Origin of the sequence: Pseudomonas fluorescens (assembly GCF_001623525.1) — a bacterium.
Lineage (GTDB): Bacteria > Pseudomonadota > Gammaproteobacteria > Pseudomonadales > Pseudomonadaceae > Aquipseudomonas > Aquipseudomonas fluorescens_Q.
Genome location: NZ_CP015225.1, coordinates 6,348,647 through 6,361,413 on the forward strand (window position 1 = coordinate 6,348,647; position 12,767 = coordinate 6,361,413).

At 60.3% G+C, this 12,767-nt stretch carries 15 protein-coding genes and 1 tRNA gene; all 16 read left to right on the top strand.

Annotated features, from left to right (window positions below):
* Window positions 1-104 precede the first annotated feature (104 nt).
* The 16 genes from TK06_RS27565 to TK06_RS27640 all read left to right on the top strand — a co-directional run bounded on the left by TK06_RS27565 (window position 105) and on the right by TK06_RS27640 (window position 12,707).
* Complete coding sequence (locus TK06_RS27565; RefSeq protein ID WP_003178589.1) at window positions 105-326, top strand: FmdB family zinc ribbon protein; 222 nt, start codon at window positions 105-107, stop codon at window positions 324-326.
* 75 nt (window positions 327-401) lie between these two features.
* On the top strand, window positions 402-2,177 hold the full coding sequence (gene aspS, locus TK06_RS27570) for an aspartate--tRNA ligase (RefSeq protein ID WP_058542615.1): 1,776 nt from the start codon (window positions 402-404) through the stop codon (window positions 2,175-2,177).
* Between the two features lie 120 nt (window positions 2,178-2,297).
* On the top strand, window positions 2,298-3,044 hold the full coding sequence (locus TK06_RS27575; RefSeq protein WP_018614256.1) for a YebC/PmpR family DNA-binding transcriptional regulator: 747 nt from the start codon (window positions 2,298-2,300) through the stop codon (window positions 3,042-3,044).
* A 181-nt stretch (window positions 3,045-3,225) separates the two neighbouring features.
* Window positions 3,226-3,750 (top strand): crossover junction endodeoxyribonuclease RuvC, encoded by a 525-nt coding sequence (gene ruvC, locus TK06_RS27580; RefSeq protein WP_063324612.1) that lies wholly within the window; start codon window positions 3,226-3,228, stop codon window positions 3,748-3,750.
* A 113-nt stretch (window positions 3,751-3,863) separates the two neighbouring features.
* Complete coding sequence (gene ruvA / locus TK06_RS27585) at window positions 3,864-4,472, top strand: Holliday junction branch migration protein RuvA (RefSeq protein ID WP_058542614.1); 609 nt, start codon at window positions 3,864-3,866, stop codon at window positions 4,470-4,472.
* Complete coding sequence (ruvB, locus tag TK06_RS27590; RefSeq protein WP_003178599.1) at window positions 4,473-5,534, top strand: Holliday junction branch migration DNA helicase RuvB; 1,062 nt, start codon at window positions 4,473-4,475, stop codon at window positions 5,532-5,534.
* A 127-nt stretch (window positions 5,535-5,661) separates the two neighbouring features.
* Window positions 5,662-6,129: a tol-pal system-associated acyl-CoA thioesterase gene (ybgC, locus tag TK06_RS27595; RefSeq protein WP_025215227.1), complete on the top strand. Its 468-nt coding sequence runs from the start codon at window positions 5,662-5,664 to the stop codon at window positions 6,127-6,129.
* Window positions 6,119-6,814: a protein TolQ gene (gene tolQ / locus TK06_RS27600; protein ID WP_014339916.1), complete on the top strand. Its 696-nt coding sequence runs from the start codon at window positions 6,119-6,121 to the stop codon at window positions 6,812-6,814. Before ybgC ends, tolQ begins: the two co-directional genes overlap by 11 nt.
* 23 nt (window positions 6,815-6,837) lie before the next feature.
* Window positions 6,838-7,290 (top strand): protein TolR, encoded by a 453-nt coding sequence (gene tolR, locus TK06_RS27605; RefSeq protein WP_161798348.1) that lies wholly within the window; start codon window positions 6,838-6,840, stop codon window positions 7,288-7,290.
* The gene (tolA, locus tag TK06_RS27610; protein WP_063324613.1) at window positions 7,290-8,366 is read left to right on the top strand and encodes a cell envelope integrity protein TolA; all 1,077 of its coding nucleotides are present in this window, start codon (window positions 7,290-7,292) and stop codon (window positions 8,364-8,366) included. The genes tolR and tolA overlap by 1 nt, the downstream gene beginning before the upstream one ends.
* Window positions 8,363-9,664: a Tol-Pal system beta propeller repeat protein TolB gene (gene tolB / locus TK06_RS27615; RefSeq protein ID WP_063324614.1), complete on the top strand. Its 1,302-nt coding sequence runs from the start codon at window positions 8,363-8,365 to the stop codon at window positions 9,662-9,664. The genes tolA and tolB overlap by 4 nt, the downstream gene beginning before the upstream one ends.
* Window positions 9,665-9,716: 52 nt before the next feature.
* On the top strand, window positions 9,717-10,214 hold the full coding sequence (gene pal / locus TK06_RS27620) for a peptidoglycan-associated lipoprotein Pal (protein WP_003178634.1): 498 nt from the start codon (window positions 9,717-9,719) through the stop codon (window positions 10,212-10,214).
* A gap of 6 nt (window positions 10,215-10,220) precedes the next feature.
* Window positions 10,221-11,060, top strand: a complete 840-nt coding sequence (gene ybgF / locus TK06_RS27625; RefSeq protein WP_063324615.1) for a tol-pal system protein YbgF — start codon at window positions 10,221-10,223, stop codon at window positions 11,058-11,060.
* 166 nt (window positions 11,061-11,226) lie between these two features.
* Window positions 11,227-11,874 (top strand): 7-carboxy-7-deazaguanine synthase QueE, encoded by a 648-nt coding sequence (gene queE / locus TK06_RS27630; RefSeq protein ID WP_063324616.1) that lies wholly within the window; start codon window positions 11,227-11,229, stop codon window positions 11,872-11,874.
* A 19-nt stretch (window positions 11,875-11,893) separates the two neighbouring features.
* On the top strand, window positions 11,894-12,568 hold the full coding sequence (gene queC / locus TK06_RS27635) for a 7-cyano-7-deazaguanine synthase QueC (RefSeq protein WP_175501656.1): 675 nt from the start codon (window positions 11,894-11,896) through the stop codon (window positions 12,566-12,568).
* A gap of 63 nt (window positions 12,569-12,631) precedes the next feature.
* Window positions 12,632-12,707 (top strand) — tRNA-Lys (locus TK06_RS27640).
* Window positions 12,708-12,767 lie beyond the last annotated feature (60 nt).

The following is a 12,767-nucleotide window of genomic DNA, read 5'->3' on the forward strand; positions in this document are numbered from 1 at the left end:
CTGTGCGGTCTTACGGCTGCACAGGCCGCATTTAATGGATATAATCCCGCTCTTTGCCGCAAAGCCCAGCCTTTGCGCGAGTAACCTGATTGCCGAGACAACCCATGCCGATGTACGACTATCAATGTGCTTCCTGTGGTCATCAGATGGAAGCCATTCAAAAGATCAGCGCGGCACCGCTGGTCGACTGCCCTGCCTGCCAGGCGCCAGAACTGAAAAAGATGCTGTCCATGCCTGGTTTCCGCCTCGGCGGCACAGGCTGGTATGAAACCGACTTCAAGACCGGCGCCAAGAAGAATTTGGCCGGTGGCGACAAAGCAGATTGAGTTGAACACGCGCGAGTGCTTGCACGGGCAGGTCCTCCAACCGAATTTCGAATTACGAGAAGTGAAACCACTACCATGATGCGCAGCCATTATTGCGGCCAACTGAACGAAAGCCTGGAAGGTCAGGAAGTTACTCTTTGCGGATGGGTCCATCGTCGCCGTGACCATGGCGGGGTGATTTTCCTCGATATCCGTGATCGTGAAGGCCTGGCCCAGGTGGTGTTCGATCCGGACCGCGCTGACACCTTCGCCACCGCCGACCGCGTGCGCAGCGAATACGTGGTCAAGATCACCGGCAAGGTGCGCCTGCGTCCGGCCGGTGCTGGCAACGCCAACATGGCGTCCGGCATGATCGAAGTGCTGGGTTACGAGCTGGAAGTGCTCAACGAATCGGAAACCCCGCCGTTCCCACTCAACGAATACTCCGACGTGGGCGAGGAAACCCGCCTGCGCTACCGCTTCATCGACCTGCGTCGCCCGGAAATGGCCGAGAAGCTGCGCCTGCGTTCGCGCATGACCACCAGCATCCGTCGTTACCTGGACGAAAACGGCTTCCTCGACGTCGAGACGCCGATCCTGACCCGCGCCACGCCGGAAGGCGCCCGCGACTACCTGGTGCCGAGCCGTACTCACCCCGGCAGCTTCTTTGCCCTGCCGCAGTCGCCACAGCTGTTCAAGCAACTGCTGATGGTGGCCGGGTTCGATCGCTACTACCAGATCGCCAAGTGCTTCCGCGACGAAGACCTGCGTGCCGACCGTCAGCCTGAGTTCACTCAGATCGACATCGAGACCAGCTTCCTCGACGAAAAAGACATCATGGGCCTGACCGAAGGCATGATCCGCAACCTGTTCAAGGAAGTGTTGGGCCTGGAATTCGGCGAGTTCCCGCACATGACCTTCGAAGAGGCCATGCGCCGCTACGGTTCCGACAAGCCGGACCTGCGTAACCCGCTGGAGCTGGTGGACGTGGCTGACCAGCTCAAGGACGTCGAGTTCAAGGTGTTCAGCGGCCCGGCCAACGACCCGAAATGCCGTATCGCGGCCCTGCGCGTTCCTGGCGGGGCCAGCATGCCGCGCAAGCAGATCGACGACTACACCAAGTTCGTCGGCATCTACGGTGCCAAGGGCCTGGCCTACATCAAGGTCAACGAGCGCGCCGCGGGTGTTGATGGCCTGCAATCGCCGATCGTGAAAAACATCCCTGAAGCCAACCTCAATGTGATCCTCGATCGCGTGGGCGCGGTTGACGGCGACATCGTGTTCTTCGGCGCCGACAAGGCCAAGATCGTCAGCGAAGCCTTGGGCGCGCTGCGCATCAAGCTGGGTCACGACCTGAAGCTGCTGACTTGCGAGTGGGCGCCAATGTGGGTCGTTGACTTCCCGATGTTCGAAGAAAACGACGACGGCAGCTTCTCGGCGCTGCACCACCCGTTCACCGCGCCGAAGTGCTCGCCGCAAGAGTTGGAGGCCAACCCGGCCACCGCTCTGTCGCGCGCTTACGACATGGTCCTGAACGGCACCGAGCTGGGTGGCGGTTCGATCCGTATCCATCGCAAGGAAATGCAACAGGCAGTGTTCCGCCTGCTGGGCATCGACGAAGCCGAGCAGGAAGAGAAGTTCGGCTTCCTGCTCGACGCTCTGAAGTACGGTGCACCGCCCCACGGTGGCCTGGCCTTCGGCCTGGACCGCCTGGTGATGCTGATGACCGGCGCCCAGTCGATCCGTGAAGTGATCGCGTTCCCGAAAACCCAGAGCGCGGCCGATGTCATGACCCAGGCGCCGGGTGTGGTGGATGCCAAGGCATTGCGCGAGTTGCACATTCGTCTGCGTGAACAGCCAAAGGCTGAGTAAGGCTGGCACCTGAGAGGGCGCATCTTCGGATGCGCCTTTTCATTGGGGTCGATATTTCTGATTGCCGGCCACTGCGTACGCGCAGGGCGGGCAATGTTCCAAAGAGAAACGGAGCGAGTTATGGCAGGTCATTCCAAGTGGGCGAACATCAAGCACCGCAAAGAACGTCAGGATGCCAAGAGAGGCAAGATCTTCACCAAGTGGATCCGTGAACTGACGGTCGCGGCCCGCCAGGGTGGCGGCGACCCCGGTTCCAACCCGCGCTTGCGCCTGGCCCTGGACAAGGCGCTGGGTGCCAACATGAGCCGCGACATCATCGACCGGGCCATCGCCCGTGGCGCGGGTGCGACCGAGGCCGACAACGTTGAAGAGCTGACCTACGAAGGTTATGGCCCGGGCGGCGTGGCGGTGATGGTCGAATGCATGACCGACAACCGCAACCGTACTGCCGCCGCCGTGCGTCACGCGTTCAGCAAATGCGGTGGCAACCTGGGCACCGACGGCTCGGTGGCCTATCTGTTCGAGCGCAAGGGGCAGATCAGCTTCGCGCCGGGCCTCGATGAAGATGCCCTGACGGAAGCGGCCCTGGAGGCTGACGCCGATGACGTGGTCAGTCATGAAGACGGTTCGTTCGACGTGTTCACGTCGTTCGCCAGCTTCTATGCCGTGCGCAACGCCCTGGAGGCGGCCGGCTTCAAGCCCGCCGACGCAGAGATCGTCATGCAGCCGACCACCAGTGCCGAACTGGACCTGGAAGGGGCCGAGAAGGTGCTCAAGCTGATCGACATGCTGGAAGACCTGGATGACGTGCAGAACGTTTATTCCAATGCCGATATTCCGGAGTCGGTGGCTGAACAGCTGGGCTGACGGGCACTCAAGGCTTGTTTGAAATCATTGTGGCGAGGGAGCTTGCTCCCGCTGGAGTGCGAAGCGCTCCCAAAAAGGTCTGCTGCGCAGCCCAGCGGGAGCAAGCTCCCTCGCCACGGATCCACTGCAAGCCCTTGATGAGCTGTATCCTCTTGTAACCGCATTACCTTTCGCAGGCGCTATGACTTTAATCCTTGGTATCGACCCTGGTTCGCGCATCACCGGCTACGGTGTGGTTCGCGATACCGGGCGCGGCTGCGTGTACGTCGCGTCCGGTTGCATCCGCACCGGGGCGGGTGAACTGCACGAGCGCTTGCAGATCGTTTATCGCGGCGTTCGCGAAGTTATCCAGACCTACGGCCCGGTGACCATGGGCATCGAAAAGGTTTTCATGGCGCGCAACGCCGACTCGGCCTTGAAACTGGGGCAGGCCCGGGGCGCGGCAATCGTTGCTGGCGCCGAGGAAAACCTGGAGATCGCCGAGTACACCGCGACCCAGGTCAAGCAGGCGGTCGTCGGAACCGGGGCGGCGAACAAGGAGCAGGTGCAAATGATGGTGATGCACCTGTTGAAGTTGGTCAGCAAGCCGCAGATCGATGCCTCGGACGCCCTGGCCATTGCCATTTGCCATGCCCATACCCGTTCCAGCCTGTTGCCTCACGGCCTGGGAACCGCACGCAGTCGTGGCGGGCGCCTGCGTCTCTGATAGCATCAGCGCAATCTTTCGTGAGCCCGAGCATCTTGCGCCTGTGTCGTCGGCCTTCCTGCCCGGGCTGTTACTCGCCAGCCAAGGCTGGCCAACACCCAAGGATCTGAAACGTGATTGGACGCTTGCGCGGCACCCTGGCTGAAAAACAGCCGCCGCACCTGATTCTGGATGTAAACGGCCTGGGCTATGAGCTGGAAGTGCCCATGACCACGCTGTATCGCTTGCCGTCGGTCGGCGAGCCGCTGACCCTGCACACCCATTTGGTCGTGCGCGAGGATGCGCAGTTACTCTATGGCTTCGTCGGCAAGCGCGAGCGGGATTTCTTCCGCGAACTGATCCGTCTCAATGGCGTCGGCCCGAAACTGGCCCTGGCCTTGATGTCGAGCCTGGAAGTCGATGAATTGGTGCGTTGTGTGCAGTCCCAGGACACTTCGGCCCTGACCAAGGTGCCGGGTGTGGGCAAGAAAACCGCCGAGCGCCTGCTGGTCGAACTCAAGGACCGCTTCAAGGCCTGGGAGGCGGTGCCGGCGATGTTCGCCCTGGTGCCGAACCAGCCGGATGCGCCTGCGCCTGCGGTCAGCGCCGAAAACGATGCAGTCACCGCGCTGATCTCCCTGGGCTACAAGCCGCAGGAAGCCAGCAAGGCGATTTCCGCTATCAAGGAAAAAGGCCTGAGCACTGAAGACATGATTCGTCGTGCCCTGAAGGGAATGATTTAAGTGATTGAAGCTGACCGCCTGATCGCCGCCACGGGCGCGCCCCGTGACCGCGAGGAAATCCAGGACCGCGCGATTCGTCCTGTCAGCCTGGCCGACTACATCGGTCAACCGACCGTGCGCGAGCAGATGGAGTTGTTCATCCAGGCCGCCCGTGGGCGCAGCGAGTCGCTGGACCACACCTTGATCTTCGGCCCGCCGGGCCTGGGCAAGACCACCCTGGCCAACATCATTGCCCAGGAAATGGGCGTCTCGATCAAGAGCACGTCCGGGCCGGTCCTCGAGCGGCCGGGTGACCTGGCGGCGCTGCTGACCAACCTTGAGCCCCATGATGTGCTGTTCATCGACGAAATCCATCGGCTGTCGCCGATCGTCGAGGAAGTGTTGTACCCGGCCATGGAAGATTTCCAGCTCGACATCATGATCGGCGAAGGGCCGGCGGCACGCTCCATCAAGTTGGACCTGCCGCCCTTCACCCTGGTGGGCGCCACCACTCGCGCAGGCATGCTGACCAACCCGTTGCGCGACCGCTTCGGTATCGTCCAGCGCCTGGAGTTCTACAACAACGCCGACCTGGCGACGATTGTCAGCCGCTCGGCGGGCATCCTCGGGTTGCCGCTGGACCCGGACGGTGCGTATGAGATCGCCCGGCGTGCCCGGGGCACGCCGCGGATCGCCAACCGCCTGCTGCGCCGGGTCCGGGATTTTGCCGAAGTCCGGGCCAAGGGCCACATCACCAAGCCGATTGCCGACCTGGCGTTGAACCTGCTGGACATCGACGAGCGTGGTTTCGACCACCAGGACCGGCGCCTGCTGCTGACCATGATCGAGAAGTTCGACGGTGGCCCGGTGGGCGTGGACAGCCTGGCCGCGGCCATCAGCGAAGAGCGCCACACCATTGAAGATGTACTGGAACCGTACCTGATCCAGCAGGGCTACATCATGCGTACCCCTCGCGGGCGCGTGGTGACCCGTCATGCTTATCTGCATTTTGGTTTAAACATCCCGACACGAATGGGTGAGATGCCGGTGGTAGACGAATTCCTCGATGCCGTGGACGATTGAACGAGCTCTGTACGCCGACTTTTTTCCAGTTCGTGCTGTCCCAGACGACGCCTGGAGCGTCAATGCGTTCGAGAATGAAAAAACAGTTGCCTGGCCGATTGGCAACCTGAGGAGTAAGCACTAGAGTATGCGCGCGCAAAACGGGCTGGAGTCGTTCGCACATCGCTGTCGCGTTTATTACGAGGACACCGATGCTGGCGGCATCGTCTACTACGTCAATTACCTCAAGTTTATGGAACGGGCTCGAACCGAACGGCTGCGGGAACTGGGTTTTGCCCAATCCGCGCTGGCAGGGGAGGACCTGTTATTCGTCGTGCATTCCAGCGAAGCGCGCTACCACGCGCCGGCGCGACTGGACGACGAGTTGCTGGTAAGTGCCGATGTCATCGAATTGAACCGTGTCAGCCTGCGTTTCAAGCAGCAGGTCAGGCGGGCTACGGATAACGTGCTGCTCTGTGAAGGGCAGTTTTTGGTGGCCTGTGTGCGCACCCATAGTTTGAAACCCCGGGCCATTCCCGAAGCTCTACGTGCGGCCTTTGCCGGCGTGAGCGGCGCGGGTACACACTCAGAGCAGGAGATAAAGCGTGGAAGCTAACGTCGTCGACCATTCCTCCATGTGGAGCCTGGTCAGCAATGCCAGCGTCGTGGTGCAACTGGTAATGCTGACCCTGGTAGCCGCATCGGTGACCTCATGGATCATGATCTTTCAGCGCAGCAACATGCTGCGCGCCGGTCGTCGTGCCCTGGAGAGCTTCGAGGAGCGTTTCTGGTCCGGCATCGACCTGTCCAAGCTCTATCGCCAGGCCGGTAGCAACCCTGATCCGGACTCGGGCGTCGAGCAGATCTTCCGTGCCGGCTTCAAGGAGTTCTCTCGCCTGCGCCAGCAGCCGGGCGTCGACCCTGAGGCGGTGATGGAAGGTGTGGCCCGTGCCATGCGCGTCGCCATTTCCCGCGAGGAAGAGAAGCTCGAACAGGGCCTGTCGTTCCTGGCCACCGTTGGTTCGGTCAGCCCGTACATCGGTCTGTTCGGTACCGTGTGGGGGATCATGAACTCCTTCCGTGGCCTGGCTTCCGCCCAGCAAGCGACCCTCGCCACCGTGGCCCCGGGTATCGCCGAGGCACTGATCGCCACCGCCATCGGTCTGTTCGCGGCCATCCCGGCCGTTATCGCCTACAACCGCTTCGCTGCCCGCAGCGAAATGCTGACCGGCCGTTACTACACCTTCGCCGATGAATTCCAGGCGATCCTGCACCGTAAAGTGCACACCAGCGAAGAATAAGCAGGTATTTCCCAATGGCTTTAATCGCTCGAGCCCGAAAAAAGCGCAAGCCGGTCGCCGAGATGAACGTGGTGCCCTACATCGACGTGATGTTGGTGCTGCTGGTCATCTTCATGGTGACCGCGCCGATGCTCAATCAGGGCGTGAAGGTCGATCTGCCCAAGGTTTCCAGCGAAGCCTTGCCGCAGGACAACAACACCCAGGTCCTGACCATTTCGATCAAGGCTGACAAGACCTACTACTGGAACCTTGGCAGCGAAGTGGACACCGAGAAGCAGCAGGACCGGGCCATGACGTTGCCGCAGATGACCGATGCAGTGACCAAGATCATTCGTGTCGGCAACGATGCCGGCAAGCGCACGCAAGTCTTCATTCGCGGCGACAAGACCGTCGACTACGGTGCCGTGATGGGGGCCATGGGCGGCCTGCAGAAAGCCGGGGTCGGTAATGTTGGCTTGATCACTGAGGCGCCCTGATGCAGCAACAGCGAGAGCCGTCCGCCTCGGAAAGCTACTTCTGGCCCAGTGTCCTGGCCATCGGCCTGCATGTGCTGGTGTTCGGCATGCTGTTCGTCAGTTTTGCCATGACTCCGGAGTTGCCACCGGCCAAGCCGATCGTGCAGGCGACGTTGTACCAGCTCAAGTCGAAAAGCCAGGCGACGACCCAGACGAACCAGAAGCTTGCCGGTGAGGCGAAGAAGTCCGCCGCGCGCCAGACTGAAGTCGAGCAAATGGAACAGAAGAAGGTCGAGCAGGAAGCGATAAAGGCCGCGGAACAAAAGAAAGAGGAAGCGGCTCAAAAGGCCGAGGACGCCAAGAAGGCCGATGAGGCGAAAAAAGCGGACGAGGCGAAAAAGGCTGACGAAGCCAAGAAAGCCGACGAAGCGAAGAAAGCCGAGGCCAAAAAGGCAGAAGAGAAACAATTGGCTGATATAGCCAAGAAGAAAGCCGAAGAAGAAGCCAAGAAAGCCGCTGAAGAAGAGGCCAAGAAAGCGGCCGCTGAAGAAGCGAAGAAAAAGATCGTCGAGGACGCGAAGAAAAAAGCCGCCGAAGACGCCAAGAAGAAAGCTGAAGCTGAAGAGGCGAAAAAGAAAGTCGCCGAAGACGCGAAGAAGAAAGCCGCCGCCGACGCCGCCAAGAAAAAGGCCCAGGACGCAGCGCGTAAATCCGCCGAAGACAAAAAGGCCCAGGCCTTGGCAGATTTGCTTTCCGACACGCCGGAGCGCCAGCAGGCATTGGCTGATGAGCAGGGCGATGAAGTCGCCGGCAGCTACGATGACTTGATTCGCGCACGAGCGGCAGAAGGCTGGGCTCGTCCACCTTCGGCGCGCAAAGGCATGACGGTCGTATTGCAAATCGGCATGTTGCCCGACGGTACGGTTACCTCGGTCAGCGTCGCCAAGTCCAGTGGTGACGGTCCGTTCGACGCTTCGGCGGTCGCAGCGGTCAAGAACATTGGGCGATTGACGGAAATGCAAGGAATGAAACCGAGCGACTTTGCTCCCTATCGTTCATTCAAGATGACATTCACACCTGAGGATCTAGCCTTGTGAGAAACCTTCTTCGATCAATGCTGGTCGTTATCTGCTGCCTGGCAGGGATAGCGGTAGCAGAGGAAAAGAACATCCTGGTCACCAGCGGCAGCGACCGGGCGACCCCGATTGCCGTCGTACCGTTCGGCTGGCAGGGCGGTAACGTCCTGCCGGACGACATGGCGGAAATCATCGGCAACGACCTGCGCAACTCGGGTTACTACGCGCCGATTCCGAAGCAGAACATGATCAGCCTGCCAACCCAGGCCAGCGAAGTCATCTACCGTGACTGGAAGGCCCTGGGCGCCCAGTACATCATGGTCGGCAGCATCGTTCCGGCTGGCGGTCGCCTGCAGGTGCAGTACGCCCTGTTCAACGTCGCCACCGAACAGCAAGTGCTGACCGGCAGCGTGTCGGGCAGCGTCGATCAATTGCGTGACATGGCGCACTACATCGCCGACCAGTCGTTCGAGAAACTTACCGGCATCAAGGGCGCGTTCTCTACCCGCATGCTCTACGTGACGGCCGAGCGCTTCTCCGAGAACAACACCCGCTACACCCTGCAGCGCTCCGACTATGACGGCGCCCGTGCGGTGACTCTGCTGCAATCGCGCGAGCCGATCCTGTCGCCGCGCTTCGCCCCCGATGGCAAGCGCATCGCCTATGTCTCGTTCGAGCAGAAGCGTCCGCGCATTTTCGTGCAGCACATCGACACCGGTCGTCGTGAGCAGATCACCAACTTCGAAGGCCTGAACGGCGCGCCAGCTTGGTCGCCGGACGGCTCGCGGCTGGCGTTCGTACTGTCCAAGGACGGTAACCCGGACATCTACGTGATGAACCTGGCTTCGCGTTCGATTTCCCGTGTCACCAACGGCCCGGGCATCAACACCGAACCGTTCTGGGGCAAGGATGGCTCGACCATCTACTTCACCTCCGACCGTGGCGGCAAGCCACAGATCTACAAGACCAGCGCGGGTGGCGGCGGTGCCGAACGCGTGACGTTCGTCGGTAACTACAACGCCAACCCGAAGCTGTCGGCAGATGAAAAGACCCTGGTGATGATCCATCGCCAGGATGGTTTCACTAATTTCAAGGTGGCGGCCCAGGATTTGCAGCGCGGTAGCGTAAAAATCCTCACTGATAGCACTCTGGACGAGTCACCCACTGTTGCGCCCAACGGCACCATGGTAATCTACGCCACCCGCCAGCAGGGCCGGGGAGTCTTGATGCTCGTGTCCATTAATGGACGCGTGAGGCTCCCGCTTCCTACCGCTCAAGGCGAAGTCAGAGAACCGTCCTGGTCCCCTTACCTGAACTGACGCGGCGCTATACGTTTTACTTAACACACTGGGGTTCATTAGGAGTTTCACGATGGAAATGCTGAAGTTTGGTAAATTTGCTGCGCTGGCTCTGGCCATGGCTGTAGCTGTAGGTTGCTCGTCCAAAGGCGGCGACAATGCCGGTGAAGGCGCTGTTGATCCAAACGCTGGTTACGGCGCTAACACCGGTGCAGTTGACGGCTCCCTGAGCGAAGAAGCTGCTCTGCGCGCAATCACCACCTTCTACTTCGAATACGACAGCTCGGACCTGAAGCCAGAAGCCATGCGCGCTCTGGACGTTCACGCCAAGGACCTGAAAGCAAACGGCGCTCGCGTTGTTCTGGAAGGCAACACCGACGAACGTGGTACTCGTGAGTACAACATGGCACTGGGCGAGCGTCGTGCGAAAGCCGTTCAGCGCTACCTGGTACTGCAAGGTGTTTCCCCAGCTCAGCTGGAACTGGTTTCCTACGGCGAAGAGCGTCCAGTTGCTACCGGCAACGACGAGCAGTCCTGGGCTCAAAACCGTCGCGTCGAACTGCGTAAGTAATTCGTCATGCGAACGTGCCGTCGTGCTGTAACTGTTCTGGCTCTCAGCCTTGCGCCGCTTGCGGCGTGGGCTGCGGTTCCTGTGGTCGATAACGATGCCGGCTATAACAATAGCGGGAGTAGCTATCCGCCTGCGGGTTACGGTACGAACGGCGCCTATGCCGGGGGAGGGGTTTCGGCCCCTGTCTCGGCACAGGGCCAGCTGTTCAACCAACTGCAGCAAATGCAGGATCAGATCTCGCGCCAACAGGGTGTGATCGAAGAACTGCAAAATGATATTTCGCGCATGAAGCAGGAAAACCTGGAGCGATACCAGGATCTTGATCGGCGCATAGGAACCGGCGTTGCACCTGCACCTGCCGCGACTCCTGAGAATTCTCCTGCCGGTGGCGACTTGAACGCCCCCGGCGCAGCCGCAGGCGCGGGGGCAGCCGCTCCCGCAGCACCTGCCGCCGGTGGCGAGCCGGCTGATCCGGCGAAGGAAAAGCTCTATTACGATGCTGCCTTCGACTTGATCAAGGCCAAGGATTTCGACAAGGCCAGCCAGGCTTTTGCCGCTTTCCTGCGCAAATACCCAAACAGCCAGTACGCGGGCAATGCCCAATACTGGTTGGGCGAAGTGAACCTGGCCAAAGGCGACCTGCAAGGTGCCGGCCAGGCATTCGCCAAGGTTTCGCAACTGTATCCCAAGCACGCCAAGGTGCCGGATTCGCTGTACAAGCTGGCTGATGTAGAGCGCCGCCTCGGTCACACCGACAAGGTAAAAGGCATTCTGCAGCAGGTGGTGGCCCAATATCCGGGGACATCCGCCGCCCAGTTGGCCCAGCGCGATCTGCAACGCATGTAAGCTGGCTTGACCTGTTTTGAAGAAACCCGCGCCTGTCGCGGGTTTTTTCGTTAGAATTCACGCCCTTTTTATGAAACACGCTTTTTGGGATCTGCGCGTTGGCGGGGTTCCTTGAAGTGCCTGACGGAGGCGGACAGCCTGTTTAGCTGTTACGCCCGTGGCGACTATGCAAGACACATTGAGAATCACCGAAGTTTTTCACTCGTTGCAGGGTGAAACGCGGACGGCTGGGCTGCCCACAGTATTTGTGCGCCTCACCGGTTGCCCGCTGCGTTGCCAATACTGCGACAGTGCCTACGCGTTCAGCGGCGGCACTGTGCGAACCCTCGACGATATCCTGGAGCAAGTGGCCAGTTATCGTCCGCGTTATGTCTGTGTCACGGGCGGCGAGCCCTTGGCGCAACCCAACGCCATCCTCTTGCTCAAGCAGTTGTGTGATGCCGGTTACGAGGTTTCCCTGGAAACCAGCGGCGCCCTGGATATCTCGGCCGTCGACCCGCGCGTCAGCCGCGTCGTGGACCTGAAGACTCCAGGCTCCAAGGAAGCGCACCGTAACCGTTACGAGAATATCGAGTTGCTGACCCCTAACGATCAGGTCAAATTCGTGATCTGTTCACGGGAAGATTACGACTGGGCCGTGTCCAAGCTGATCCAGTACGGGCTCGACCAACGGGCCGGCGAAGTGTTGTTGTCGCCGAGCCATCACGATTTGAGCGCTCGGGACCTGGCGGACTGGGTGGTGGCGGATAACCTGCCGGTGCGCCTGCAACTGCAGCTGCATAAATATCTTTGGAACGACGAGCCGGGGCGCTGATATGACTGAACATTCGAACATTGCCGAAAAACGTGCGGTCATCCTGTTGTCCGGCGGCCTGGATTCGGCCACCGTCGTGGCCATGGCCCGTGCCGAGGGTTACCGATGCTACACCATGAGTTTCGATTATGGTCAGCGCCACCGCGCAGAACTGCACGCGGCCGAGCGAGTGGCCCGGGACCTGGGCGTGGTGGAGCACAAAGTGATCGGCCTGAACCTCAACGGCATTGGTGGCTCGGCCTTGACCGACAGCTCCATTGACGTGCCTGAGGCGCCTGGCGAAGGCATTCCGGTGACCTATGTGCCGGCGCGTAACACCGTATTCCTGTCCTTGGCATTGGGCTGGGCCGAAGTGCTGGGCGCCCGTGATATTTTCATCGGCGTCAATGCTGTGGATTACTCCGGTTACCCGGATTGCCGCCCGGAGTTCGTCGAAGCCTTCGAGCGCATGGCGAACCTGGCGACCAAGGCCGGCGTAGAAGGGCAGGGTTTTCGCATCCAGGCACCGTTGCAGAATCTCAGCAAGGCCGACATCGTCAAGGCCGGTGTGAAGCTTGGCGTGGACTACGGGCTCACTGTTTCCTGCTATCAGGCCGACGATCAGGGCCGTGCTTGCGGCAAGTGCGACAGCTGCCGCCTGCGCGCAGAAGGCTTTGCCGCGGCGGGTGTGAGCGATCCAACCCGTTATTTTTGATTTATTTCAAATTAGGTGTTGAATAGTCCTTAGAAATCAGTATTATACGCGCCACCACACAGCGGGTCGTTAGCTCAGTTGGTAGAGCAGTTGGCTTTTAACCAATTGGTCGTAGGTTCGAATCCCACACGACCCACCATTTTTTGCAGTTTTAAAAGTCTGGAAGGCCCACGAAAGTGAGGATTTCCGGATTTTTTTT

Bases quoted from the DNA above. Each gene is read 5' to 3' on its own strand.
- TK06_RS27565 (WP_003178589.1), top strand. From the start codon at position 105: ATGCCGATGTACGACTATCAATGTGCTTCCTGTGGTCATCAGATGGAA.
- aspS (WP_058542615.1), top strand. From the start codon at position 402: ATGATGCGCAGCCATTATTGCGGCCAACTGAACGAAAGCCTGGAAGGT.
- TK06_RS27575 (WP_018614256.1), top strand. From the start codon at position 2,298: ATGGCAGGTCATTCCAAGTGGGCGAACATCAAGCACCGCAAAGAACGT.
- ruvC (WP_063324612.1), top strand. From the start codon at position 3,226: ATGACTTTAATCCTTGGTATCGACCCTGGTTCGCGCATCACCGGCTAC.
- ybgC (WP_025215227.1), top strand. From the start codon at position 5,662: ATGCGCGCGCAAAACGGGCTGGAGTCGTTCGCACATCGCTGTCGCGTT.
- tolA (WP_063324613.1), top strand. From the start codon at position 7,290: ATGCAGCAACAGCGAGAGCCGTCCGCCTCGGAAAGCTACTTCTGGCCC.
- pal (WP_003178634.1), top strand. From the start codon at position 9,717: ATGGAAATGCTGAAGTTTGGTAAATTTGCTGCGCTGGCTCTGGCCATG.
- ybgF (WP_063324615.1), top strand. From the start codon at position 10,221: ATGCGAACGTGCCGTCGTGCTGTAACTGTTCTGGCTCTCAGCCTTGCG.
- queE (WP_063324616.1), top strand. From the start codon at position 11,227: ATGCAAGACACATTGAGAATCACCGAAGTTTTTCACTCGTTGCAGGGT.